Genomic DNA, 25,373 nt, shown 5'->3' with positions numbered 1-25,373 from the left:
ACAGAAAGCATTTTGTCTCAGTTTGATAAGGATTCTATTGCACAAAGTGCAGTCTCATAACCGATATTTATTTGTTTTAAGCCATGATTCCTTCTGTTATAAGGCATCAATGCTAGTTTTCACATTATATAGATTGAACTTGAAAATATACAATAGGGGGAAAGTGGCGGAGGGGAATTTTGGAGCTGGAGGAGCGGTAGCGTCCGCCTTTAGGTTTGGATTTCTACTGCGATAAGCAGTTAAATTCAAGGAAATCCAAACCTAACAGCGGCCGGAAGCCCAAATATTCTCTGTAGTCACGGCTAATCCCCAAAATAGAAAAATTATAAGTTTAATCTATATAGGTACAAAATCTATGAATCTATGAATGCCGCATGATGGGCGGGGAAAAGAGGGCGGAAATGCGCATATTGCATACAGGCGACTGGCACTTGGGACGGACGCTGGAAGGACGGAGCCGGCAGAAGGAGCAGGAGCAGTTCATCGATGAGCTGGTGGAGATTGCCGACTCTGCACAGGCGGATCTTATTCTGATGGCTGGAGATGTCTATGATTCGGTGAATCCTCCGGCGGCGGCGGAGCAGCTGTTCTATGATGCTGCTGCAAGACTGACGGCAGGCGGCAGGCCGCTGGTCGTCATCTCCGGCAATCATGACCAGCCGGAACGCGTAGCTTCGGTTTCCCCGCTCGTGCTCAGACAAGGCATTACCCTTGTGGGTATGCCGACTTCATTGCCGGTAACGGTGCATGCAGTCCGGACAGGCGAAACCGCCAAAATCGCTGCGCTCCCTTATCCCTCAGAAGCCCGGCTCGGCGAACTGCTTGCCGGGGAGAGCGGTGAGGATGAGCTCCGGCTCGCCTACAGCGCCCGGGTAGGCAAGCTGATGAAGCTGCTGGGCCGGGAATTCACACCGCAGACCGTAAATCTTGCGATGAGCCATATTTATGTGCTTGGCGGAGTGGAGAGCGATTCAGAGCGTCCGATTCAGGTTGGCGGAGCGTATACCGTAGATCCGTCTGCTTTGTCCTGCGGGGCACAGTATACGGCACTTGGACATTTGCACCGCGCCCAGCGGGTCAAAGGTGACGGGATGATCCGTTACAGCGGCTCGCCTCTGGCTTATAGCTTCTCCGAAGCCGGACAGGCGAAGTCGGTAACGATGGTAGATGTCGTTCCCGGCGGAGAGCCGGTCTTCGAGGAAATCTATCTCCGCTGCGGCCGTCCGCTGGTGAACTGGAGGTCCTCGGGAGGGCTGGAGGAGGTTTACCGCTGGCTGGATGAAGGCCGGGACGCTTCAGCCTTTATAGATCTGGAGCTGCGCCTGACGGAAGCGATGTCCATGAATGATATTCAGCGGCTGCGCAAATCACGGGAAGGGATTATACATATCCGCCCGGTTTATCCGCAGATGGAGCTTGAGCTTGAAGAGATCTCCCGCTCACGCATGCCCGTGCAGGAGCTGTTCCGCAAATTCTACCAGCGGCAGACCGGGGGAGCGGAGCCGGAGGACAGCCTGATTAAGCTCTTCCTGGAACTGGCGGAAGAAGAGGACCGGCGGCAGCCGGAGGAAGGGGAGGTGAACTAGCTTGAAGCCGATTCTATTGAAGCTCTCGGGGCTTCAGAGTTACAGGGAACCGCAAGAGATTGATTTTGCCAGCCTGACCGAAACAGGGCTGTTCGGAATCTTCGGCCCGACGGGCAGCGGCAAGTCCAGCCTGCTGGATGCCATTACGCTGGCGATGTACGGCAAGGTGGAGCGCGCCGTCAACGGCACGCAGGGCATTATGAATCACTCCGAAGACCAGCTCAGCGTAGCCTTTACCTTCGAGCTTACTTCCTCGGCAGGTCCCAGCCGCTACAGGGTGGAACGGAAATTCAAGCGGACCGGAGAACAGTCGGTCAGCAATACCATTAGCCGATTTATCCAAATCACTGAGGACGGCGACCATGTCATGGCTGACAAGCTGGCTGACGTTACCCGTTGTGTAGAGGAACATATCGGACTCAAAATGGATGACTTTACCCGGGCGGTAGTGCTGCCGCAGGGTAAATTCGCTGAATTCCTCTCGCTGCGGGGTGTGGACCGCAGACAGATGCTCCAGCGGCTCTTTCATCTGGAGCAATACGGGGATCAGCTGGCTCTTAAGCTCAGCCGCAAGGTCAAGGACAATGAGGCGGCGCTGCGAGCGCTGGAGGCGGAGCAGCAGGGGCTGGGCAGCGCCGGTAAAGCGGATGTCGAGGCAGCGGCAGTACGGCTGCAGGAAGCGGTCCGGCGCGCGGCGGAATGCCGCAAGCTGCTGGAGGCGGCCCAGCAGCGCTCCGAGCGCTTCGCGAAGATCCGCGAGCTGCAGGAGGATCGTTCCCGCCGCGAGGCGAAGCGGCAGGCACTGCTGGCCCAGGAGGAGAGCATCCTCCTCCTGGAGCGGAAGCTCGGCAAGGCCGATGAAGCCGAGCAGCGGCTGCCCGCGCTGAATGCCTGGCGCAGTGCGGAGGCTGCCTGGAAGAGCCGGCTGGCCCGGGCGGAGGGCCAGGAGACTCTGGCCGCTTCCGCCGAGCGGGAAGCGGCGGGGCTTGCCGCGGCCGAAGCTGCGGCGCAGGCTGCGCTGCTGGCGGAGGAGCCGGCCCTCCGGCAGGGGGCCGACACCTACCGCCGTGCGCTCGAGCTCGAAGCCGAGCTCGGCGGGCTGCGGCGGGAGCGCGCCGAGGTGCTGGCGCGCCGTGATGCGGCCTCCGGCGGGCTGGCCGCCTCGCAGGAGCGCATGGCCCGGGAGCGGGAGCTTTTGGCCCGCGGCCAAAAGAAGCAGCAGGAGCTGCAGCAGAGCCTGCAGCCGCTAGCCGTCCGCTCCCAGGAGCGGCAGTCTCTGCAGGAAGCGATGCAGAGACTGCAGGGGCTGCGCTCAGCCGAGACCCAATGGGACTCGGCTGAGCGTGAGCGCCAGGGCCGCGCGGCGGTGCTCGCAGCGGCCGAAGCGCGTGCTGCCGCCGCCGAGATCCGGCGGCAGGAGCTGGCAGCGCAGCGCGGCGGGCTTGTCGCCGCAGCCGCACTGCACTTGGAGGACCTGCGGGCTGCGGAAGCCGCCGCAGGAGAGGCCGCCGTGCGCCTGGAGCAGCACGGCGGCGCGCTGGAAGCCGCGCTCAAAGATCAGGAGCTTCACCGGCTCTCGCTTGCGCTTGCCGGTGAGCTCCAGGAAGGGCTGCCTTGCCCGGTCTGCGGCAGCCCCCACCATCCTTCGCCTGCGTCCTCCCAGGACGGCGGCGAACGGGAAGAGCTGGAGGGCAGGCTCCAGCAGGTCCGCCTGCTGGCAAGACGGGCGCTGGAGACGCGCCACCTGTTTCACAGCCTGCTGGAGCAGGACGCGGCATGGCTGGAGCAGGTCTACGGAGCAGGCATGCAAGGCAGTCCGGCGGAATCTCCGGCGGCTGTGGCTCTGGAGCAGAGCGGCGCTGCGGGTGCCGGGTCTGTGCAATCCCTTGTGGAGGTGCCGGGTGAGAATCTGCTGGATGAGCTGGAGTCCAGGCTGACTGAAGGCAAAGCCCGTTCCGGCGGGCTGCGCAGCAGTGCGCTAGAGTGGCAGCGGGTCATGCAGGAGCAGCAGCAGCTATGCCATAAGGAGGCCGCAGCTGTGCAGGCTGAATCTGCATGGGTACAGGGGCTTGCATCCAAGGCGGAGGAACTGAATGTCCGGTTAGGTGTCTTGCGCCAGGAATGGACCGCGCTGTTCCCCGAGCTGGCGCTGCATGAAGCAGAGGATGCCTACCGCGCGATGCTGGCCAAGGATGAGCAGTCCGAAGAGATCAGAGGACGGCTGGAGATTAGCGTGAAATTCCTGGAGGAGAAGAGCTCGGCTGTACAGGGGCTTCAGGAAGAAATCGCGGGTCTGGATAAGGAGCTGACTCATTTACACGCACAGCTGGAAGGTAAAGAAGCCCTGGAGCGAGAGAAAGAGCAGCGCCTGCATCAGTGGACAGGCGGCCGTCCTGCGGCTGGTCTACTTGCGGAATGTGAGCAGAAGCTGCAGAAGCTGCAGTCTGAGCTGGAGAACAGCAGGCAGAGTCACCGCCAGGCTTCGGAGAAGGCACAGCATGAGCTGAAGGAAGCTGCCATTGCCCGGCAGGCGGCAGAATCAGCTCACGAGCACTACACTGAGGCTGCTTCCCGCTGGGAAGAGAGCCTGCAGTCTTCTCCGTTTGGCTCGGCCTCCGAGGTGGAAGCGGCAGCTTTGCCGCCGGAAGAACGGAGTGCCGCCGCTGCACATGTGCGGAGTCATCGCGAGGCTGAGGCGGAGGTGAACCTGCAGCTGCGAAGCATTGAGGACAAGCTGCAGGGTGCTGTGCTCAGCAGCGAGGAGTGGCTGGAGAGTCAGAATGCCCTGCAGCGATGTAAAGAGGACGATGAGGAGTCGCTGCAGCACCGGGCGCGCGCCGAGCGCGATCTGGAAGATTTGCAACACCGTCATGTACGCTGGATGGAGCTTGAGGGCCAGCGGGTGGAGCATGCTGCACTCCAGGACCACTTAGCCAAGCTGCAGGCTGTGCTGCGCGGTAATGCTTTCGTTGAATATATCGCTGAGGAACAGCTGATGCAGGTATGCCAGGCCGCGTCACAGCGGCTGCGCTTCCTGAGCAAGCAGCGGTATGCGCTGGAGGTCGATTCGGGAGGCGGCTTTGTTATCCGCGATGACGGGAACGGAGGCGTGAGACGTCCTGTCTCCACGTTGTCCGGCGGCGAGACGTTCCTGACCTCACTCTCGCTGGCGCTTGCCTTATCGGCACAGATCCAGCTGCGGGGGCAGTATCCGCTGCAATTCTTCTTCCTGGATGAAGGTTTCGGCACACTTGATCCGGACCTGCTGGATACCGTCATTACTTCTCTTGAAAGATTGCATAATGATCAGCTGGCCGTCGGCATCATCAGCCATGTTCCCGAGCTTAGGGCACGGCTGCCGCGTAAGCTGATTGTTGTTCCTGCCGAGCAGGGAGGCGGGGGTTCGCGCATTCTTTTGGAAAAAATGTGAGACTTGGGGTTTGATGTGATGTCGGTCACAGAGACACCTTCAAACCCCTGTTATAATACAGCTAAGCCGACATCATTTTAGAAACACCTCGGCGGACGTATGACCGGGAAGAACTCCTTTTCATACGTCCGCCGCCGAATCAGCTTTTTAAGCTGCTAGGGTGTTTCTTTTTTTTTGGCTTTTTTGGTGCTCCAGGCAGGGGGGAAACCGCGTAGTTTCGCCCTTTTTATGGATTTCTGAATCTCTTTGCAGAATATAGGCTGCACTTAAAGAGAATTCTGTTCCCTCTAAGGAAGTAATTCCTTAGTTATTTACACAGATTACTTTGAAAAGCCGTTTTATGAAAAAAAGATAATTAGATCACACTGAAATCCTTGTTTCCTGTTACTGATACAGTTTTCGCTAGTAATAACAGGGCTGTTCCAGCAACTTGGCTAAGCACGTACTTGTAATTACTGTTTTTAAGCGTAGTCATCGCTGTTTATACCACAGCCATTGTGTTAAACATTGTTTCATGCTCTTTCCTTTACTGTGAGATCTCTATGAGATGTTTCGCAGCCCTCCAACTCCCCGACCGTACCGTATTATAAATATCTATCTTCCAAAAGAGCTGTATTCTGCTTCTTCCGCTTTCGTATTCCTTTATAATCCTGTATGATTAGAGACATAAATTTATTGTGGCGAAGACAGCCGGGCTGTAAGACCGAAGCAGGCGCTCCACAAAACTAAGTGTCTGCTTACGAAGCGGGTTTTGTTGCGAAGAGAATTCAGGCAGGCATGCTCCACAAAACAAAGTATCAGCTTACGAAGCGAGTTTTGTTGCGAAGAGAAATCAGGCAGGCATGCTCCACAAAACTTTTAGGAGGAAGCGTTGTATGGAAACCGTCTTTAGCAAAATTATTGAGGGCACAATCCCTTCCAAAAAGGTTTTTGAGAACGAGCGGATTCTGGCGTTCTATGACATTGAGCCTGCTGCACCAGTGCATGTGCTCATTATCCCTAAGAAATTCATCGCCTCGATGAATGATGTCACAGCGGAGGATTTGCCCCTGATTGGCGAGATTCATGCTGTGGCACAACAAATTGCCATTGAGCTTGGCATTGCAGAAACCGGCTACCGGCTGATCAACAATTGCGGACCGGATAGCGGACAAGCCGTGCCTCACCTTCATTATCACCTGCTGGGCGGTGCCAAACTGGGCGCCCTTGTCGGCACTTCTGCTTCACATGCTTAGCGGATTTTTCAAAATTAGATAACCAGCCAGAAAAAAGAATAACACGAAGGTTGACACCTTATTTCGGTTTGACCTATAATGAAATTTGATGAACCGTGTTATGCTCTTGGACGGTCTGGTCGGAGGGAGGGAAAACTGGTGTCTGAAACGAAAGTTCGTAAAAACGAGACAATTGATGCTGCACTTCGTCGCTTTAAACGTTCCATCGCTAAAGATGGTGTCTTGGCTGAGGTGAAGAAACGCAAGCATTATGAGAAGCCAAGCGTAAAGCGCAAGAAGAAGTCTGAGGCTGCTCGTAAGAGAAAGTTTTAGGAGGATTACCGAGTCATGAATCTTAGCGAACGATTGAACGAAGATATGAAGCAAGCGATGAAGAGTAAGGACAAGTTCACACTCTCCACCATTCGAATGGTTCGTTCTACGATAAAGTATCTTGAAATAGATTTGAAGAGAACATTAGACGACAACGAAGTGCTTGATATCCTTAGTCGTGAAATCAAACAGCGCAAAGATGCCCTCCAAGAATTTGAATCAGCGGGTCGCGACGAGCTTGCCGCGAGTACGAAGGCAGAAATCGAGATTATCATTAAGTATCTTCCTACGCAGCTTTCCGAAGAAGAAATTAAAGTAATTGTACAGCAGACCATCCAGGAAACCGGTGCTTCTTCGAAAAGTGATATGGGTAAGGTCATGAGCGCGCTGATGCCTAAAGTCAAAGGTCGCGCCGATGGTAAACTTGTGAACCAGGCGGTTCTGCAATTTCTGCAATAATATAACGCTAGCACCCCTTTTATAAGGGGTGTTTTTCGTAATTAAGGGACAGGTATAAGCAGCAGCTTAGCTTGTCCTTTATTTGCATTTTCCCGGGAGACTATGGAACTTGGGTTTGTTTGAAACGAATTTCCGGGAAAGGCGTACTAGGGAGTATGAACTGGGTTATCCTGGAGAAGGGAGGTTAAAACATGAGCAGATTACGAAAAATGTTGCTATCCTTTACCGCCGCAATTCTGCTGCTGATGCTGGGTATGCCGGTTCTGGCCGGGGCAAGCGGAGCGGCTGGTTCGTCAGGTGCAGCGGATTCAGGTGCCCAAACGAAGAGCGGACCTGTGTTTATCATTCCGGTAGACCAGGAAATTGAACGCGGGCTGCAGAGCTTTCTGGAGCGCGGATTTGCAGAGGCGGCTAGCTACGGGGCCGTTCTGATTGTGCTGGAGATTGATACGCCGGGGGGGCTCGTTAACTCGGCTGAGCAGATAGGCACGCTGGTCAGAGACAGCGATATTCCTACTGCTGCGTACATTAAGGGCGACGCCGCATCGGCAGGCAGTTACATCGCGCTGAATGCGGATACCATTATCATGAAGCCCGGGAGTATGATCGGAGCGGCATCACTGGTAGATATGAACGGAAATCACGTGGATGATGCCAAAATGGTCTCCTACTGGAAATCCAAAATGGTAGGGGCAGCCATGCTGAACGACCGTGATCCTGACATCGCCGCAGGGATGATGGATGTCAATCTGGTGGTGAACAAACCTGAACTAGGCGTGAACAAAACCGCCGGGCAGATCATTGCTTTGACCAGTGATGAAGCGCTGAAAGCCGGATATGCTGAACATTTGGCAGGTACACCGGAGGATGCTGTAAGCTGGCTTGGGTATTCTACGGAGGATATTTTTTATGTAAAACATACCGGTGCGGAGAAAATGTCGCAGTTTCTCACGAATCCGGTTGTGATGACCATTCTGCTCTTTATCGGGATTGCCGGAATTGTCATTGAAATGCTGATACCGGGATTCGGTGCTCCGGGGATTATCGGAACGCTGGCCTTTGCCCTTTATTTCTTCGGCAACTATGTTGCCGGCTTCGCCGGGGCCGAGACCTGGCTGCTGTTCATTCTGGGGCTTGTGATGCTCGTTCTGGAGCTCTTTGTCCCTAGCTTTGGGATACTGGGTCTGCTGGGTTCAGTCTGCCTTGTGGCGGGTGTAGTGCGGGCAGCCTTCAGCTATACTCATGCCCTGCTCAACCTTGGGATTGCCTTTGCGGCTGCAGCGGTGGTCATTGTGATTGTCGCAGTTATCTTTAAAGAGCGGGGAATTTGGAACCGGTTTATTCTCCGGGACAGTCTGACCAAGGAAGAGGGATTTGTACCGGTACTGGAAAAGCTGAACCTTCTTGGAGCAGCAGGCGTGAGTATCACTCCGCTTCGTCCGGCAGGAACTGCCATGGTCGGTGGAGAACGTATAGATGTGGTTACAGAAGGCAGCTTTATCAATTCGGGCAGGCCCATTTCGGTCGTCAAAGTTGAGGGCGGGCGCGTAGTGGTAAAGGAATCGGCGGAATAAGCTGAGCCTTTGAAAGTAAGAATGGATTTTAAAATGTGACGGAGGTTGAGAAAGAGTATGGGTGAAGCGTCTTTGATTCCTATTTTGCTGATCGCGGTTGTCGTGATCATTGTTTTAAGCGTGTTCTTCAGCTTCTTCCCGGTTATGCTGTGGATTTCTGCATGGGCATCCGGTGTAAGAATCAGTATTATTACACTGGTGGCGATGAGGCTGCGCCGGGTAACTCCGAGCCGGATTGTCAATCCTCTGATTAAGGCAACGAAGGCCGGACTCGGTATTAATATTAATCAGCTTGAGAGCCATTATCTGGCCGGCGGTAACGTCGACCGGGTGGTCAATGCACTTATCGCCGCCCAGCGGGCTGATATACCGCTTGAGTTCACGCGTGCTGCTGCCATTGACCTGGCGGGACGTGACGTGCTGCTGGCCGTACAGATGAGTGTTAATCCGCGTGTCATTGAGACACCTGTTGTCGCTGCGGTAGCCAAGAACGGGATCGAAGTAAAGGTTAAAGCACGGGTAACAGTCCGGGCTAATATCGACCGGCTGGTCGGCGGTGCGGGTGAGGAAACAATTATTGCACGTGTCGGTGAAGGGATTGTTACCACTGTTGGTTCGAGTAATTCGCATAAAGACGTTCTGGAGAATCCGGATTCGATTTCACGTACTGTTCTGTCCAAGGGCCTAGACTCTGGTACCGCATTTGAGATTCTCTCGATCGATATTGCGGATATTGATGTCGGCAAGAATATCGGCGCTTATCTGCAGACTGAGCAGGCAGAAGCAGACAAACGCATCGCACAGGCCAAAGCCGAAGAACGCAGAGCGATGGCCGTGGCTCATGAACAGGAAATGAAGGCGCGGGTTGTTGAGATGAAAGCGCTGGTCGTAGAAGCCGAATCCCAGGTACCGCTGGCTATGGCAGAAGCGCTGCGTGCCGGACAGCTTGGCGTTATGGACTATATGAATCTCAAGAATATCGAGGCCGACACCCAGATGCGCGGCTCGCTCGGTAAATTAAATGATGGGGACGATACGAACCGTCCGACCAATAAATAAGGGGATGTGAGTTCCCATGGGCAGTTTGATTTATATCGCCGCGATTATTCTTATCGCGATCATTTCCAATGTGAATAAAGCGGCTAAGAACAAGAAAAAGCCTAACGCACGGGGCGGCATGCCAACCTTTGGCGGAGGCGGGGATGATCCGCTGCGCCGGGCACGGCGCCCTGAGCCTGACCGGGAGGCAGCACGCCCGGCAGGCTCAGGCAGCGGGTTTCCGGCGCCCGGAGTTCCCTCGTCTTATCCTGGACGGACAACGGCGTCCTATGAGGAGCATGAGCATGAGCTCTCTCCGGCATGGAGAGAATCTCCGGAGATCCCTACACCCGATTATGAGACAGGCGAAGGAATGTCTCTGGAGCAGCCCTGGGATAGAGAAGACAGTGTACAGGCGCGTACAGAGCGCATGCAGCGTGAGCTGGAGCGGTTGCAGTCATCATTTGACGGGATGGCTGGTCGGGGGAAGGAAGAGGGCTTAGGAGGCGCTGTGGCGGCCCGTGAGCAGGGCGGCGCAGGATCAGCCCCTCTCCGGAGCAGTCTGGCGACCAACCGTCAAGCCCTGCAGAACGGGCTGGTCTGGTCGGAAATTCTCGGTCCCCCGCGTTCCCGACAGCCGCATTCTACCCGCAGATAACAATTTTGCCGAGAGTCAGCTATGCTGCGGTTTAGGGCGGCAGCTGTTCTCTCATGTACAGGTAAGCCTTCAGGGCCTTTAAAGGTCCTGGAGGCTTTTTTGTATTTACCGGGCTACGAAGGCCCTCGAATCTCGCTTCCCATGTGACTTCTGCTCATAAAAAACATTATCCCCGCATATGGTGTACAGAAGGCAGGAAGGGGGAGAAGTCTACATATGACCCGTATCGGCCGCAGGCTGCGGGGATGGACAAACGGGGTACTGGATCTTCCGCAGGATGTGCTGCAGGAGTTGCCCCGGATCACCCTGATCGGCAATAAGGAACTACACATTGAGAATCACCGCGGCGTGCTGAACTTTTCCTCTGGACAGCTTACGATCGCGTTAGTGAATGGATCACTTGAAATTTCCGGGGAAGGGCTTATGATCCGGAACATACTCGGCCAGGAGCTGGCTGTTGAAGGTATTATCGGTGAAATCAGATATAAGGGAAGCGAGGAGAAACCATGAAAGAGCCGCCTCTGTCAACATTGCGGGGGTTCGTTACACTGCATGTGACGGGACCGCAGGTGGAAAAGTTTATCAATGCCGTAGCCGAAGCCGGCATCGTCATCTGGGAGGTGAAGCCTGCCGGAGACGGCGCTTCCCTGAATCTCTTGCTGGATGACTTTTTTGCTCTCCGGCCGCTCCTGAAAAAGACAGGCTGCCGCATGCATGTCACCGCCAGAAACGGACTTCCCTTCAGGGCGGCACGGCTGTGGAGACGCAAGCTTTTTGCCGCAGGTATATTCCTGTTCGGGGTGACACTTCTGCTGTTTTGTTCGATGATTTGGACCATCCGGGTTGAAGGAAACAAGCTGATTGCCTCCGATGATATATTAGCTGCTGCCCGCCAGGAGGGAGTATATCCGTACCAGTGGATCTGGCGTATGGAAGATCCGGACAAGCTCTCCAAAAAGCTGGCTTCCCGTGTCCCGGGTATTTCCTGGGTCGGTGTGGAGCGGACGGGGACGAGCATTACGATTCAGGTAGTCGAGGCTGATCGGCCGGAGAGCAAGCCTTTGTTAAGCCAGCGTCATTTGGTCAGCAGAACTGATGCTGTGGTTACCGAAATCTATGCCGAGCAGGGCAGACCGGTTGTGGGAATCCATTCACGGGTCAAAAAAGGGCAGATATTGATCTCCGGAGCTTTGGGCGATGAGGAGAATACGCAATATGTAGTGGCTAAAGGTGAGGTAAAGGGCCTTGTCTGGCATGAATACAATATCGAGGTTCCCCTGAAAACGACAAGCAGCTCCTACACGGGAGAGCGGAAAGACCGCACTTACCTTGTGCTTGGTGATTGGGCAGTTCAGTTGTGGGGCTACGGGAAATCCGGTTTTGATAAATCACGCACGCTCACAGAGAATAATATGCTCACCTGGCGGTCCCTGCAGCTGCCGCTCGGGGTGATGACGGAGAAGGAACTGCAGGTCCAATACACGTCTTCTGTAAAAACGGCGGAAGAGGCCAGGGCAGACGGGATTGCACGGGCAAAAAATGATATTTTGGCTCGTTACGGCGCTGACAGCACCATAAAAAGTCAAAAAATTTTGCATGAGAAGAAAGACAATGGTAAAGTTTATATGAAAGTGCTGTTTGAAGTGGAAGAGAAAATTGCGGAAGAACTTCCGATAGTAAACAACTGAGGAGAATGAGGCTACTTGTCAGAACAGACTGCAAGCATTCGTATATCTTTGCAAAATGCGGGAGAAGCGCAATCCCTGTTCGGCCCGCAGGATGGATTCCTTAAAATAATCGAGAGTGAAATTCCGGCGGTCATTGACTCGCGTGAGGCAGAGGTTACGATACGCGGGGCGGAGCGCGAAGTGGACATGCTGGGGCAATTGTTCAATGTTCTGCTGTCCCTGGTTCGCAGCGGTTACATCCTTAGTGAACGGGACATTCAATATGCGGTAGAGCTGGCTAAGGATTTTCGCGCCGATCAGCTGCTTGACCTGTTCAAGGGTGAAATCACAACCACTTTCCGCGGCAAGCCGATCCGTGTCAAAACCATTGGCCAGAAGCACTATGTTACTACCATTAAGAAACGCGATATCGTCTTTGGTATCGGTCCGGCAGGAACAGGCAAGACCTACCTTGCCGTTGTACTTGCCGTTACAGCCCTCAAAGAGGGTTCTGTGAAGCGTATTGTGCTTACCCGCCCGGCCGTTGAGGCAGGGGAGAGCTTGGGCTTTCTACCTGGTGATTTGCAGGAGAAGGTAGACCCGTATCTTCGTCCGCTTTACGACGCCTTGTATGACGTTATGGGACCAGATCAGGTGGCCAAGGCACTTGAACGGGGATTAATTGAAATTGCACCGCTTGCCTATATGCGGGGACGTACACTTGATGATTCATTTATCATTCTGGATGAAGCCCAGAATACGACCCCTGAGCAAATGAAAATGTTTCTGACCCGGCTAGGGTTTGGTTCAAAGATGGTCATCACAGGTGACGTGACCCAGATTGACCTGCCACGCGGTAAGAAATCGGGATTAATCGAAGCTAAGGCGATTTTATCCGGTATTGAGGAATTGGGTTTTGTTTATTTTGCAGAACAGGATGTAGTAAGGCACTCCCTGGTGCAGAAAATTATCGTAGCCTATGACCGCTCTGCCGAAAACCTCGACTAACAAAGGGGACTGTCCTCATGGCTTCAAAGCAACCATCGAAATTAAGCGGATTTGTATATAGCAATACCGGATGGAAGTATAGCGCGGCAACGCGCTATGCTCTTTTCCTGTTATTGGGGATTGTCTTCTATTTCAGTCTCTCTTCTGATCTGCTGCCCAAACGGTATGATATAAAAGTGAATACTACCAGCGCCAAAGAAATCACGGCCCCCAAGCAAATCCTTGATAATAAGGCTAAGCTGAAGGCCCAGGAGGCGGCTGCCGAGAATGTACCCAACAAGTATGAGATTATTCCGATTAGAGCCGACAGTCTGGTCACCTCGCTGCTGGACCGGATTGACAGCCTGAATCAGGATGATCTGATTTCACAAAGCGATAAGGTCGGTATTTACAAAGATGTGATTCCCCAGCGGGCTAATGATTTTATCCTTAATTTTATCAATTCAAGCCGTAATTCAGGCACTTATTCTGATACACTCCTAGATGAGATACAGTCGGTCATCGCTGAGCAGGCCTACACCATTCCGGAAGAGACTTATATCAAAATCCCGCGTCTGACCTCCCAGGATATCATCGAAATGAAGCAGGTTGCCCGGGAAATTGTGATTAAGCTGATGAATGATCAGATCGTTGACGCCCAGACGGTGCGCGCCAAGGTTGCGGAGCAGGTCAGCGTAAGCTCCCTCAGCCAGCGTACAGCCCGTGAGGTTACACAGGAGCTGGTGCGGCTGGTTATTATGCCTAACAAGTTCTTTGACGAGGAAGCCACCAAGGAAGCAAAGGTGCAGGCCCGTGAGAACACGCCGGACGTGTTTATCGAGCAAGGTGATGTGCTTGTAGCCAAAGGAGATACGATTACACCGGATCTGTACGCGCTGCTGGATGAGAACGGACTGCTCAGCAATGAAGTTAACTATTGGCCGCAATTCGGGCTGCTGCTGCTGTCGATCATGCTCTCAGCAGGACTAATGGTATTTATCCGCTATTCCGGAGGCACTGCCGGCTTTAAGTATAATAACTCTCAGCTGCTGATGCTGGTGCTCGTCTTTATCATTACCATCTTCACCATGAAGCTTGCCGCGTTCCTGCAGACCGATGTAAGGTCCTATGTCGGCTTCCTGGCTCCGGTCGCGATCGGGGCGATGCTGATTGCCATGCTGCTGGATATGACTCTGGCATATTTCTGCTCCATTTTGTTCGGTGTGCTTGCAAGCATTATTCTGAATGTACAGCAGAATACAGTATTTGATTTTACCTTCGGCTTCTTTGCGCTTGTAGTTTCGTATGTCGCCATTTTTGCAACCCACCGCGCCGGACAGCGCTCGACCCTACTGAAAGGCGGGATTATGGTCTCCTTATTCGGCTGTGTAACAGTATTTATGCTGAAGCTGCTGGGAGGCGGGGAATGGAATGATACACAGACCTTGTATGAGGTAGGTTTTGCTTTTGCCAGCGGTCTGCTGACAGCGGTGCTGGTGATCGGGCTGATGCCGTTCTTCGAAGCTACCTTCGGTATTTTATCGGCGCTGAAGCTGGTCGAGCTGTCCAACCCGAATCATCCGCTGCTCCGTAAGCTGCTTACCGAAACACCGGGAACGTATCATCACAGCGTAATGGTCGGCAACCTGTCGGAAGCTGCGGCAGAGGCGATAGGTGCTGATGGCCTGCTGTGCCGTGTCGGCTCCTACTATCATGATATCGGCAAGACGAAGCGGCCGTTTTATTTTATCGAGAACCAGAACAATATGGAAAATCCGCATGATTCGATTGAACCTGCGCTCAGCAAATCGATCATTGTTGCTCATGCCCGTGACGGTGTGGAAATGCTCAAGGAGTATAAGCTGCCTAAACCGATCCGCGATATTGCGGAACAGCATCACGGCACGACGTTCCTGCATTATTTTTACCATAAAGCACTAAAACTGGCGGAGGAAAAAGGCGTTGAGCCGGATTTCACCGAAGAGGATTTCCGCTATTCCGGACCTAAGGCACAGTCCAAAGAAGCAGCCGTGGTCGGAATTGCCGACAGTGTGGAGGCTGCTGTCCGTTCGCTCCGCAAGCCGACCGTTGTGCAGGTGGAGACGATGATCGAGAAGATTATAAAGAGCCGTCTGGACGATCACCAATTCGATGAATGTGATCTGACGATCAAGGAATTGGACATTATCGCGCGGACGCTGAAAGAAACGGTAATGGGGATTTTTCACTCCCGGATCGAATACCCTGAGGAAGTGAAGAAACCGAAGAAAGAGGAAGGGGCGGCTACTACATGAGTTTAGCCATCAATTGGAGCAACGAACAGGAAGAATACGAAATCAATGACGGTCTTATCGCACTGCTGGAGAGCATTCTGCAAAAAGCGGGGGAAGCCGAAGGGATTGAAAAAGGTGAGGTGGACCTAACTTTTGTCGATAATGAGCGCATTCATGAACTGAACCGCGAGTACCGGGGAATTGACCGTCCGACGGATGTGTTATCCTTTGCGATGAATGAAACCGGAGAAGATGAGCCGGAGATTATATATGCGTTTGATGAGAATGATGAACTCGGGGATGTGCCTAATGCGCTGGGAGATATTATTATCTCTGTTACACGGGCGCAGGAGCAGGCTCTGGAGTATGGGCATTCTCTGGAACGGGAGCTTGGATTCCTGTTCGTTCACGGTTTTTTGCATCTGCTGGGCTATGATCATCAGGATGCGGCCTCAGAGGCCGAAATGATGTCCAAACAGGAGCATGTACTGGCTCAGGTGGGGTTGACCCGCTAATGGTCAAAAATACGGCGGTGGGCCACAAAAAATTCTGGCATTCTTTTAGATTTGCTGCGCACGGCATTGCCTCAGCGTTCAAATCCGAGCTGAACATGAAGGTGCATTGCGGCCTGGCTGTTATTGTGCTGGTCGCCGCCGCGGTTTTCAGGCTTCCTCCTTCAAGCTGGATGCTGCTGCTGCTGGCAATTACGCTTGTTCTAAGCTCAGAACTGTTGAACACGGCTATTGAAGCGACGGTTGATCTGGTGTCGCCGGATATTCATCCCCTGGCTAAGACTGCCAAAGATACCGCCGCAGGAGCTGTGCTGCTTACGGCGGTCTTTGCCGTTATCGTCGGAATCTATGTTTTTTATCATCCTGTGATGGACTGGATCACCGGACTTATGTCATAATCAGTTTACAACTTCAGCTGACCTAAGAGGCGGACCGGCTTTTTTGCCCTCCGTCATCTTTAATTAGGCCATACTCTTTCGAAGCAAATGTCCTGCAGATAAGCTCAATTTCAAAGGTGTGTATAGGGGCAAATCTCAAATAGGACGGCTGGATATTGCGTGGTTGCCTGCTGATGAATAATGATGAGAAGTCTAACAAAACAAACTGAGCGGAGGCTTACGAAGCCAGTTTTGTACGAAGTAATCCAAGTAGAGTATGCTGACAAAACTAAGTGAATGCTTACGAAGCCAGTTTTGTACGAAGTAATCCAAGTAGAGTATGCTGACAAAACTTTTAGGAGGGCCACTATGGAATCTGCTCAACTTCTTCAGGAAGCGATCAAGGCAAGAGCCAATGCATATATACCTTATTCCCGTTTCGGAGTCGGTGCGGCGCTGCTGGATCAGGACGGCCATGTGCACCATGGCTGCAATATCGAGAATGCGGCTTACGGCCCGACGAACTGCGGAGAGCGTACGGCAATGTTCCGCGCCATTGCAGACGGCCACAAACCCGGCACTTTCCAAGCTATTGCCGTCGTTGCTGATACCGACGGACCTGTATCGCCCTGCGGCGTCTGCCGCCAGGTCATGGTAGAGCTGTGCGGTCCAGATATGAAAGTTATTCTGGGCAACCTGAAGGGCGATATCGTCGAAACGACAGTGCGCGAATTGCTTCCCGGCGCGTTTGGCCCGGCTGATCTGGAGCAGGGACAGGCTCCCGAGTAAATCGGCTCTACATAGTCGGCGGAATTCAGTAGCCGCAATGGAGTGTGCTTTCGATAATGGAGTGTACTTTCGATTTAATTGCACAACGTACAATTAAATCAGCTTAATTTGCACAGTATCTGATTTTAATTGCAGTTTCTGCAGTTATATTTGCAATTTGCTAGTAAATCGTCCAAATTGCCAATAATAACTGCACGAAATACAACTAAATGAGAAAGTTGTAGATTCAATCTGAAATATCTGTACAAAATACAATTAAAGCAGTGTTCGAGTGCTGTTGGTGCGTTCCGGGCGAAAGTTAGTTAACAAATTTGATTCTCGCCGCCGTCCAGCGTGTTCCCGCAGGGAACGAAAGCGCTCATTGCTCCACCAGACCGATCCATACGCCGATTCCTGCTCCTACGCCAGTTCCGGGTGTCCAGAGGGCCGGGGCCCTTGGGGTCCCCCTTGGCTAAGGGGGATTTAGGGGGATCGAAAAGCAAGTTTTAAAAGATTTTATTTTTTTTCATGCAGAAGGGAAGATCATATGAAATTCAAATCAGGGTTTGTCGCCATTATCGGCAGACCGAACGTAGGCAAATCGACACTAATGAACCAGGTGATTGGTCAAAAAATCGCCATAATGTCGGACAAGCCGCAGACTACAAGAAACAAAATTCACGGGGTGTATACGGCGAATAATTCGCAGATCGTATTCCTGGACACACCGGGTATCCATAAAAGACAGTCGAAGCTGGGCGATTACATGAACCAGACGGCGATGAGCACGCTGCATGAAGTAGAAGCGGTACTGTTCCTGGTGGATGCTTCAGAGGGTCTGGGCGGCGGTGACCGCTTTATCGCTGAGCAACTCAGCGGCGTTAAGACACCTGTTATTTTAGTGCTGAATAAGATCGACAAAATCGAGCCGGAGGCGCTGCTTCCGCTGATTGCACAGTACAACAAGCTGCATGAATTCGCTGAAATCGTACCGATTTCCGCCAAGCTCGGCAGCAACGTCAATACGCTGCTGGATCAGGTGGCCAAATATCTGCCGGAAGGTCCTCAGTATTATCCTGACGACCAGATTACCGACCATCCGGAGCAGTTCGTCTGCGCCGAGCTGATCCGTGAGAAAATTCTCCACATGACCCGTGAAGAGGTGCCGCATTCCATTGCGGTGGCCATCGAGGATATGCGCGTAGAGCCTAACGGCGTAGTGCATATTAATGCGGTTATTTTTGTCGAGCGCGACTCCCAGAAGGGAATTATTATCGGCAAGCAGGGTGCAATGCTGAAGGAAGTCGGCAGACGGGCCCGCACGGATATCGAGAACCTGCTGGGTTCGAAGATTTTCTTAGAGCTATGGGTAAAAGTGAAAAAAGACTGGCGCAATCAGGAACGCGTACTGCGCGATTTGGGCTTCCACAAAGACCTTTAAAACTTGGGCTCCGCAGCTTCTGGAAACGGCCCCGCCTGCCAAGCAGGACGGCAGGCCGTTTCTGCTTGGCAGGAATTGCAAGGATAAACCTCAGCTCAGCGCACATCCTATTTCTGAAGAGACATCGTGTTTCCGAAGAAAGGATGAATACGAATGCGAGACTTTTCGTGGAAGTATTTTGCAAAGACTGGAGATGTCGATGCTTATCTGCTGTATAGAGAAGCCGGAGATCCGCTTGAAGAAGGCGGACCGCTGCTCGCGGAGGAAGAGAAGGCCCTTGATGAAGAAGCGCAATAAGGACTGGTTGCTTGCCGAATGGTTGGGGGAAGAGGCATGCTACACAGGGTGGAAGGGATCGTCATCCGCAGCATGGACTACGGTGAAGGGAACGCCATTATTACGCTTTGCACCGAGAACGCCGGTAAAGTAGGCGTTCTCGTCCGCGGTGCCAAGAAGGTTAAAAGCCGCCATGCTGCGCTAATCCAGCTGTTCACGGTTGGGGAATTTGTATTTTTTCGCAACAATGGGGGCTTAGGAACCCTGAACGCAGGAGAAATAACACAGTCCCATCATTCGCTGCGGACAGATTTGGTCAAAGCAGCCTATGCTTCATATGCCTGCGAGCTGCTTGACCGTGTGCTGCATGAGGAGGAAACCGGCAGCTTCTGGTTCCGGCAGCTGTCGGCGTGTTTGAATGCACTTGAAGAAGATAAGGAACCCGGTGTCATTCTTAATGTATTTGAGATGAAAATACTGCAAGCTGCGGGATACGGGCCGGAACTCGATCATTGTATTGCCTGCGGACTGGATAAGCCGGATGAAGAACTGCGCGTTAGCCCCCGCCTCGGCGGGGTATTATGCCGCGGCTGCAGACACAATGATCCGCCGGCGATGGAGATTTCTCCCCGCGCGCTTAAGCTGCTGCGCCTGTTTGCAGCACTTGATCTGACACGCCTCGGAAATGTGGATGTGAAGGAAGCAACCCGGAGTGAACTTAAAAAAGTAATGCGCGCGTTTATGGATATGCAGCTCGGGCTGAAATTGAAGTCGCAAGGTTTCCTTGATCAGCTCGATAAATACAACATTTGACGAATCCTTAAATTTCCGTTACTATGGGATCAGTTTCTTTTTAATTTACAGCCGATGTCACTCTGAAGTCTTAGAGACGTGCAGTGATCGGGAAAGTAGTGGACGCCAGTTGTCGCTTAAGCGAGCCGGGGATAGTGGAAGCCTGGCAGGACAATGTTCATGAACAGGGCACCCGGGAGTACGGAAACGGCAGAATGAAAAGTGGATTTCGTCAACTTGCGTTTTACTGAGCCGAAATGGCCGGGGACGCAGTGCGTAATCAAGTAGGGTGGAACCGCGGGAGTATATGTTAAGCTCTCGTCCCTATGTCTGGAAATCAGGCATGGGGGCGGGAGCTTTTTTGCCTTGTGGCGGACCTTCGGGTCTACGCTGCAGGCCTATAAGAGCGCCGCCTCCATCGCGGCACAGTAAGAAGCTTCATGGCAGAGACTGCCACCAAACTTGTAAAGCGAAGGAGTCGGTAGTATGAACTTTCAGCAGATGATTTTGACGCTGCAGCAGTTCTGGGCAGAACAGAACTGTATCCTCGTCCAGCCGTATGATACGGAAAAAGGGGCGGGCACGATGAACCCTATGACGTTTTTGCGTTCGCTTGGACCCGAGCCGTGGAAAGTAGCTTATGTTGAGCCTTCCCGCCGCCCGTCGGACGGACGTTATGGCGAGAACCCGAACCGGTTGTACCAGCATCACCAGTTCCAGGTAATCATTAAGCCTTCACCGGACAACATCCAGGAGCTGTATCTGGAAAGTCTGAAGGCGCTGGGTGTAGATCCATTGCTGCATGATATCCGCTTTGTTGAAGATAACTGGGAGAACCCGTCCCTGGGCTGTGCAGGCCTCGGCTGGGAAGTATGGCTGGACGGTATGGAAATTACACAGTTTACCTATTTCCAGCAGGTGGGCGGAATAGAGACCAGTCCGGTAGCCGTAGAAATTACTTACGGTATGGAGCGTCTGGCTTCTTACATTCAGGAAAAGGAAAATGTATTCGATCTCGAATGGGTAGACGGAATGACCTACGGTGACGTATTCCATCAGCCGGAGGTGGAGCATTCCACCTATACCTTTGAAGTATCTGATGTCCAGATGCTGTTCACCCTGTTCAACACCTACGAACAAGAAGCCCGCAGAGCCATGGAGAACCATCTGGTATTCCCGGCCTATGACTATGTGCTGAAGTGCTCGCATACCTTCAACCTTTTGGATGCGCGCGGGGCCATTAGTGTCACTGAACGTACAGGCTTCATTACAAGAGTGCGGAATCTGGCCCGTACCGTTGCGGCGACATATCTGGAGGAACGCGAGAAGCTGGGCTTCCCGCTGCTGAAGAAAGAAGGTGCTGAACATGTCTAAAGATATCTTGTTCGAAATTGGTCTGGAGGAAATTCCGGCGCGCTTTATCCGGGCGGCGATGGAGCAGCTTCAGGACAAAACAGTCAAATGGCTGGAAGCTTCGCGCATTGAGCATAGCGGAGTAACAGCCTACGCCACCCCGCGCAGACTTGCTGTACTGGTGAAAGACGCAGCGGAGAAACAGGCGGATATCAGTGAAGAAGTGAAAGGCCCGTCACGCAAAATCGCACTGGATGCCAGCGGCGAATGGAGCAAGGCGGCACTTGGTTTTGCACGCAGCCAGGGGGTATCCCCCGACCAATTCACCTTTAAGGAACTGGCTGGGGTGGAGTATATCTATGCCACCAAAAACAGCGATGGTGTAGAGACCTCCTCTTTGCTTGCCGAGGGACTTACAGGTATCGTCAGCTCGATGAGCTTTCCGAAAAATATGCGCTGGGGCGCTTATGATTTCAAATTCGTCCGTCCGATCCGCTGGCTCGTTGCATTGTTCGGCCAAGACATTATCAATCTGGAGATTACCGGTGTACAAGCAGGCAACGTGAGCCGCGGCCACCGTTTTCTTGGTGCAGAGACGGTCATTACAGAACCTGCAGCTTATGTTGAAACCATGCGGACCCAGCATGTGCTGGTTGATGTGAAGGAGCGCGAAACGCTGATTCTGGATCAGATCAATAAGCTGGCTGCAGAAAAAGAATGGACTATCGCAATCAAGGAAGATCTGCTGGAAGAAGTGCTGTTCCTGGTGGAAACGCCGACTGTACTGTTCGGTACCTTTGATCCTTCCTTCCTGAACATTCCGCAGGAGGTGCTGATTACCTCGATGCGTGAGCATCAGCGGTATTTCCCGGTATTTGATGCTGCGGGCAAGCTCCTGCCGTTCTTCGTTACCGTTCGGAATGGTAATGCGGAGTCGCTTGATGTGATTGCCAAAGGAAATGAAAAAGTGCTGCGCGCCCGTTTATCGGATGCAAAATTCTTCTATGAAGAAGATCAGAAGCTGCAAATCAGCGATGCCCTGGCTAAGCTGGAAACCATTGTGTATCAAGTTGAACTGGGCAGTGTCGGCGACAAAGTACGCAGAATCCGCGCTATTGCCGACAAACTCGCAGCTAAGCTTGAGCTCTCTCCAACTGCGGCAGCTGAAGTCAGCCGTACGGCGGATATTTGCAAATTCGACCTTGTAACGCAAATGGTGGGTGAATTCCCTGAGCTTCAAGGCACGATGGGTGAAGACTACGCCCGCAAAGCTGGAGAAGTGGAGAATGTAGCCAAAGGTATTTTCGAGCATTATCAGCCGCGGTTTGCCGGAGACAGTGTGCCTTCGACTGAGGCAGGTATGGTCGTCAGCCTCGCTGATAAAATCGATACGATTGTCGGAAGCTTCTCGCTCGGTATTATCCCGACGGGTTCACAGGACCCTTACGCACTGCGCCGTCAGGCAGCAGGTATCGTACAGATCGTACTGGAGCATAAGCTGCCGGTCAGTTTGCAGGAAATTTTCAGTGCGGCCGTGGAAGTTCATGAAAATTTGCGCGCAGAGAAACATTTTGCCCCTGAACTGCGTATAAACCTTTACGAGTTCTTTGGCCTTCGCGTGAAGCGCCTTTTATCCGACGATAATATCCGCTACGATGTTGTGGAAGCTGTCACTGCTGCAGGTTTTGATGACATCGTTGATGTTGTTAACCGAAGCCGTGCACTCACAGAGGCTGTAAATACTCAGGCTGATTTCAAAATCACCGTCGACTCGCTGACCCGTGTTAGCAATCTGGCGGCCAAAGCGGCAGAGGGTTCCGTTATCCAGCCTTCCCTGCTAAAAGAAGCAGCCGAAGTGAAGCTATTTGAGACATGGCAGGAAATCCACGCGCCTTACCAGGAAGCACTCGCAGCCAGAAATGCCGCAGAAGCGCTCAGCATTCTTTCCGGCTTGAAGGATGCCGTTACCGGATTCTTCGATTCCGTAATGGTTATGGCTGAAGACGAACAGGTCCGCACGAACCGCCTTGCTCTCCTGGCTGCTGTAGATGCAGACTCCAGAGTGTTTGCCGATTTCGGCAAGCTGGTTTGGTAGTTTCCGGCTGAATTAGAGCTTTGCTGCCACAGCAAATTTGTGATTTTGTGTAACTTATGGTATAGATCGATGGTTTGGGGTATAAATATACGGAACGGTGCCAATGCGTAAGTTGACATTCGTTCCGTATTTATGCTTTATCAAAGAAGGAATTCGGTTTGGGTAAAGCGTATATATATTACACGGGAATTTGGTGATGATCATGGAAAAGCCCAGCGGAAGAAAAATCGTGGTCGACGGGGATGCTTGTCCGGTCAAAAAAGAAATTGCTGCTGTTGCCCGTTCCTTCGGCGTACCTGTGCTGATGGTCTCGTCTTTTGACCATGTGCTTCAGGCGGAAGAGGGTGTGGCAGTGGTGCAGGTTGACCGCGGAGCTGACAGTGCTGATCTGTACATCGCCAATCATATTTCTGCCGGAGATATTGTCATCACGCAGGATTATGGACTAGCTGCACTGGCGCTGGGCAAACGCTGCAGGGTGCTTTCGAACCGCGGACAGGAATATGAGGATACCAAGATGGATTTTATGCTGGAAGGCAGGCATGCCAGGGCTGTAGAACGCCGGCGCGGGCACTATTCCAAAGGACCGAAAGCGATCACGGCCGAAGAGAAAAATCTTTTTCAACATAAACTGACAAAACTTTTAACACTTTTGCAGGAGAATGTGCAGCAATAGCGAATTATATTTATTTGTTAAGAGATGAAGGTGGCTAAAAGTGGCAAGCGGACACGGTAATATTCCGGAAGAAGTTATCGAGAGCGTGCTGGCTCGGCATGATATTGTCGAAACCGTCGGCAAGGTCGTCCATCTAACTAAGCAGGGGAAATATTTATGGGGCCTCTGCCCGTTCCACTCGGAGAAATCCCCTTCCTTCACCGTGACCCCTGACCGGGGTGTATTTCATTGCTTTGGCTGCGGAATGGGCGGTAATGCCATTAAATTCAGGATGGAAATCGAAGGATTATCCTTCCCCGAAGCAGTCAGAATAATGGCGGAAGAAAGCGACATTGCCATTCCCGAGGGCAAAGGTGGGCCATTGTCTCCACCCGATCCAGAACGGGACCGGCTGATTCAGGCTTATGAATTGTCAGCAAAGTTTTATCATTTTCTGCTGAAGAACACGGAATACGGCACAGCCGCGATGAATTATTTAAGATCCCGGAACTTCAGCGACAAAATGATCGACCAGTTCCAGATTGGGTTTGCTCCTGACCGCTGGGATACGCTGCTGCAATTCCTGGAGAAGCGGAATTTTGATCTCGCCGAAATGGAGAAAGGCGGGCTGCTGTCTGCCAGAGGAGAAGGCAAGGGCTATATCGACCGTTTTCGCGGGCGGGTCATTTTCCCGATTGCGAACCGGACGGGCAAGGTAGTTGCTTTTGCCGGAAGAATTCTCGGAGACGGTCAGCCAAAATATTTAAACTCTCCGGAAAGCAGATTATTTAACAAGAGCCGGATTCTGTACAATTTGCACCAGTCCAAAGCATCCATCCGCAAAACGCGGCAAATCGTCCTCTTCGAAGGATATGGCGATGTCATTTCGGCCTGGGAAGCAGGTGTGCATAACGGTGTGGCTACAATGGGAACGTCACTGACGGAGAGCCATGTGGCATTGTTGAAAAGTCTTGGAGATGAGATTATTCTCTCCTATGACGGTGACAAGGCAGGACAAGCTGCAGCGCTGAAGGCAATCCCGGTGCTGGAGGATAGCGGGCTGAGGGTTAAGGTTGCCGTGCTTCCAAGCGGGCTGGACCCGGATGAGTTTATCTCTCGTCACGGCGGGGAAAGGTTCATGGAGCAGGTGATTGACTCGGCGGTTTCAGCCATAAAATTTAAGCTTATATATCTGAAAAAAAACCATATACTCCTAGAGGAAGACGGCAAAATAGCCTATGTCAAGGAGGCGCTCCAAATTATTGCGACGCTTCATTCCTCCACAGAGCGGGAAGTTTATTTGCGGGAAATATCCTCCGAGCTCGAGCTGTCATATGATAGCTTGAAACAGGACTGCAACTTACTCCGCGCGTCGATGCAAAAAAACATGCCCGAAGGGGATAATAACGACAAAAGGTGGAATAATGGTAGGCATAAAAAAGGGCAAGTGCAGACACCAACTTTGCTGCCCGCTTATCATGCTGCAGAACGGCGCCTGCTGTCTTTTATGATACAGGATCCGGAAGCTGCTGCTTATGTAGGCGAACGCCTCGGAGAAGAGTTCAACATCGATGATCATGCGGCAATTGCCGCTTATCTATATGCCTATTACGCGCAAGGCAAACCACCCGGCATCAGCCGGTTTCTATCATCGCTTCAGGATGACCGTCTGGAGAAGACTGCTACAGCAATATCCATGATGGACACACCTCCAGACTGGAATACGCAGGTTCTGGATGACTGCATCCGTGAAGTGAAGAAATATCCTACACAGCGCAAGATGGAGCAAAAGCGTGAAGAGATGATTCAAGCGGAGAAATCCGGTGACTTTTTACGTGCGGCACAAATAGCAAGTGAGATTATAACCCTAGAGAGACAGTGAGAA

Annotated in this window: 22 protein-coding genes; all 22 read left to right on the top strand. The window is 52.6% G+C overall.

Annotation, left to right across the window (positions count from 1 at the left end; translation table 11 throughout):
- Nucleotides 1-401 precede the first annotated feature (401 nt).
- The 22 genes from L6H70_RS11105 (at nucleotide 402) to dnaG (ending at nucleotide 25,370) form a co-directional block, all read left to right on the top strand.
- Nucleotides 402-1,586 carry an exonuclease SbcCD subunit D gene (locus L6H70_RS11105; protein ID WP_236332739.1) on the top strand — a complete coding sequence of 395 codons (1,185 nt, stop codon included), beginning with the start codon at nucleotides 402-404 and terminating at the stop codon, nucleotides 1,584-1,586.
- 1 nt (nucleotide 1,587) lies between these two features.
- Nucleotides 1,588-5,016: an AAA family ATPase gene (locus L6H70_RS11100; protein WP_236332736.1), complete on the top strand. Its 3,429-nt coding sequence runs from the start codon at nucleotides 1,588-1,590 to the stop codon at nucleotides 5,014-5,016.
- 875 nt (nucleotides 5,017-5,891) lie between these two features.
- A complete protein-coding gene (locus L6H70_RS11095; RefSeq protein ID WP_054941799.1) occupies nucleotides 5,892-6,251 on the top strand; it encodes a histidine triad nucleotide-binding protein in 360 nt (119 codons plus the stop codon).
- 138 nt (nucleotides 6,252-6,389) lie between these two features.
- On the top strand, nucleotides 6,390-6,563 hold the full coding sequence (gene rpsU, locus L6H70_RS11090; protein WP_005547957.1) for a 30S ribosomal protein S21: 174 nt from the start codon (nucleotides 6,390-6,392) through the stop codon (nucleotides 6,561-6,563).
- 15 nt (nucleotides 6,564-6,578) lie between these two features.
- Nucleotides 6,579-7,022 (top strand): GatB/YqeY domain-containing protein, encoded by a 444-nt coding sequence (locus tag L6H70_RS11085; RefSeq protein ID WP_054941798.1) that lies wholly within the window; start codon nucleotides 6,579-6,581, stop codon nucleotides 7,020-7,022.
- Nucleotides 7,023-7,213: 191 nt separating this feature from the next.
- Complete coding sequence (locus L6H70_RS11080; RefSeq protein ID WP_236332734.1) at nucleotides 7,214-8,596, top strand: NfeD family protein; 1,383 nt, start codon at nucleotides 7,214-7,216, stop codon at nucleotides 8,594-8,596.
- 57 nt (nucleotides 8,597-8,653) lie between these two features.
- A complete protein-coding gene (gene floA, locus L6H70_RS11075; RefSeq protein WP_236333251.1) occupies nucleotides 8,654-9,655 on the top strand; it encodes a flotillin-like protein FloA in 1,002 nt (333 codons plus the stop codon).
- 16 nt (nucleotides 9,656-9,671) lie between these two features.
- Nucleotides 9,672-10,292, top strand: coding sequence for a hypothetical protein (locus tag L6H70_RS11070; protein ID WP_236332732.1), 621 nt, complete (start codon nucleotides 9,672-9,674; stop codon nucleotides 10,290-10,292).
- Between the two features lie 216 nt (nucleotides 10,293-10,508).
- On the top strand, nucleotides 10,509-10,802 hold the full coding sequence (gene yqfC / locus L6H70_RS11065; RefSeq protein WP_236332730.1) for a sporulation protein YqfC: 294 nt from the start codon (nucleotides 10,509-10,511) through the stop codon (nucleotides 10,800-10,802).
- Nucleotides 10,799-11,980, top strand: coding sequence for a sporulation protein YqfD (gene yqfD / locus L6H70_RS11060; protein ID WP_236332728.1), 1,182 nt, complete (start codon nucleotides 10,799-10,801; stop codon nucleotides 11,978-11,980). Before yqfC ends, yqfD begins: the two co-directional genes overlap by 4 nt.
- A gap of 15 nt (nucleotides 11,981-11,995) precedes the next feature.
- A complete protein-coding gene (locus tag L6H70_RS11055) occupies nucleotides 11,996-12,967 on the top strand; it encodes a PhoH family protein (protein WP_236332726.1) in 972 nt (323 codons plus the stop codon).
- 17 nt (nucleotides 12,968-12,984) lie between these two features.
- Nucleotides 12,985-15,240 carry an HD family phosphohydrolase gene (locus L6H70_RS11050; protein WP_236332723.1) on the top strand — a complete coding sequence of 752 codons (2,256 nt, stop codon included), beginning with the start codon at nucleotides 12,985-12,987 and terminating at the stop codon, nucleotides 15,238-15,240.
- Nucleotides 15,237-15,734 (top strand): rRNA maturation RNase YbeY, encoded by a 498-nt coding sequence (gene ybeY / locus L6H70_RS11045; RefSeq protein ID WP_236332721.1) that lies wholly within the window; start codon nucleotides 15,237-15,239, stop codon nucleotides 15,732-15,734. Before L6H70_RS11050 ends, ybeY begins: the two co-directional genes overlap by 4 nt.
- Nucleotides 15,734-16,129 (top strand): diacylglycerol kinase family protein, encoded by a 396-nt coding sequence (locus L6H70_RS11040; RefSeq protein ID WP_236332719.1) that lies wholly within the window; start codon nucleotides 15,734-15,736, stop codon nucleotides 16,127-16,129. Before ybeY ends, L6H70_RS11040 begins: the two co-directional genes overlap by 1 nt.
- Before the next feature lie 348 nt (nucleotides 16,130-16,477).
- Entirely contained in the window at nucleotides 16,478-16,897 is a 420-nt protein-coding gene (locus L6H70_RS11035; RefSeq protein WP_236332717.1) for a cytidine deaminase, read from the top strand.
- Between the two features lie 526 nt (nucleotides 16,898-17,423).
- On the top strand, nucleotides 17,424-18,317 hold the full coding sequence (era, locus tag L6H70_RS11030) for a GTPase Era (protein ID WP_054941788.1): 894 nt from the start codon (nucleotides 17,424-17,426) through the stop codon (nucleotides 18,315-18,317).
- Between the two features lie 153 nt (nucleotides 18,318-18,470).
- The gene (locus L6H70_RS11025) at nucleotides 18,471-18,614 is read left to right on the top strand and encodes a YqzL family protein (protein WP_082451906.1); all 144 of its coding nucleotides are present in this window, start codon (nucleotides 18,471-18,473) and stop codon (nucleotides 18,612-18,614) included.
- 36 nt (nucleotides 18,615-18,650) lie between these two features.
- Entirely contained in the window at nucleotides 18,651-19,406 is a 756-nt protein-coding gene (recO, locus tag L6H70_RS11020) for a DNA repair protein RecO (protein ID WP_236332715.1), read from the top strand.
- A 465-nt stretch (nucleotides 19,407-19,871) separates the two neighbouring features.
- A complete protein-coding gene (glyQ, locus tag L6H70_RS11015) occupies nucleotides 19,872-20,759 on the top strand; it encodes a glycine--tRNA ligase subunit alpha (RefSeq protein ID WP_054941785.1) in 888 nt (295 codons plus the stop codon).
- On the top strand, nucleotides 20,752-22,833 hold the full coding sequence (gene glyS / locus L6H70_RS11010; RefSeq protein WP_236332713.1) for a glycine--tRNA ligase subunit beta: 2,082 nt from the start codon (nucleotides 20,752-20,754) through the stop codon (nucleotides 22,831-22,833). Before glyQ ends, glyS begins: the two co-directional genes overlap by 8 nt.
- A gap of 196 nt (nucleotides 22,834-23,029) precedes the next feature.
- Nucleotides 23,030-23,509 carry a YaiI/YqxD family protein gene (locus L6H70_RS11005; RefSeq protein WP_423802791.1) on the top strand — a complete coding sequence of 160 codons (480 nt, stop codon included), beginning with the start codon at nucleotides 23,030-23,032 and terminating at the stop codon, nucleotides 23,507-23,509.
- 40 nt (nucleotides 23,510-23,549) lie between these two features.
- A complete protein-coding gene (gene dnaG, locus L6H70_RS11000; protein ID WP_236332711.1) occupies nucleotides 23,550-25,370 on the top strand; it encodes a DNA primase in 1,821 nt (606 codons plus the stop codon).
- Nucleotides 25,371-25,373: the final 3 nt, after the last annotated feature.

The organism is Paenibacillus auburnensis (assembly GCF_927798115.1).
GTDB lineage: Bacteria > Bacillota > Bacilli > Paenibacillales > Paenibacillaceae > Paenibacillus_AQ > Paenibacillus_AQ auburnensis.
The sequence above is the reverse complement of the archived record's forward strand: the minus strand, read 5'-3'. Positions and strand labels throughout refer to the sequence as shown.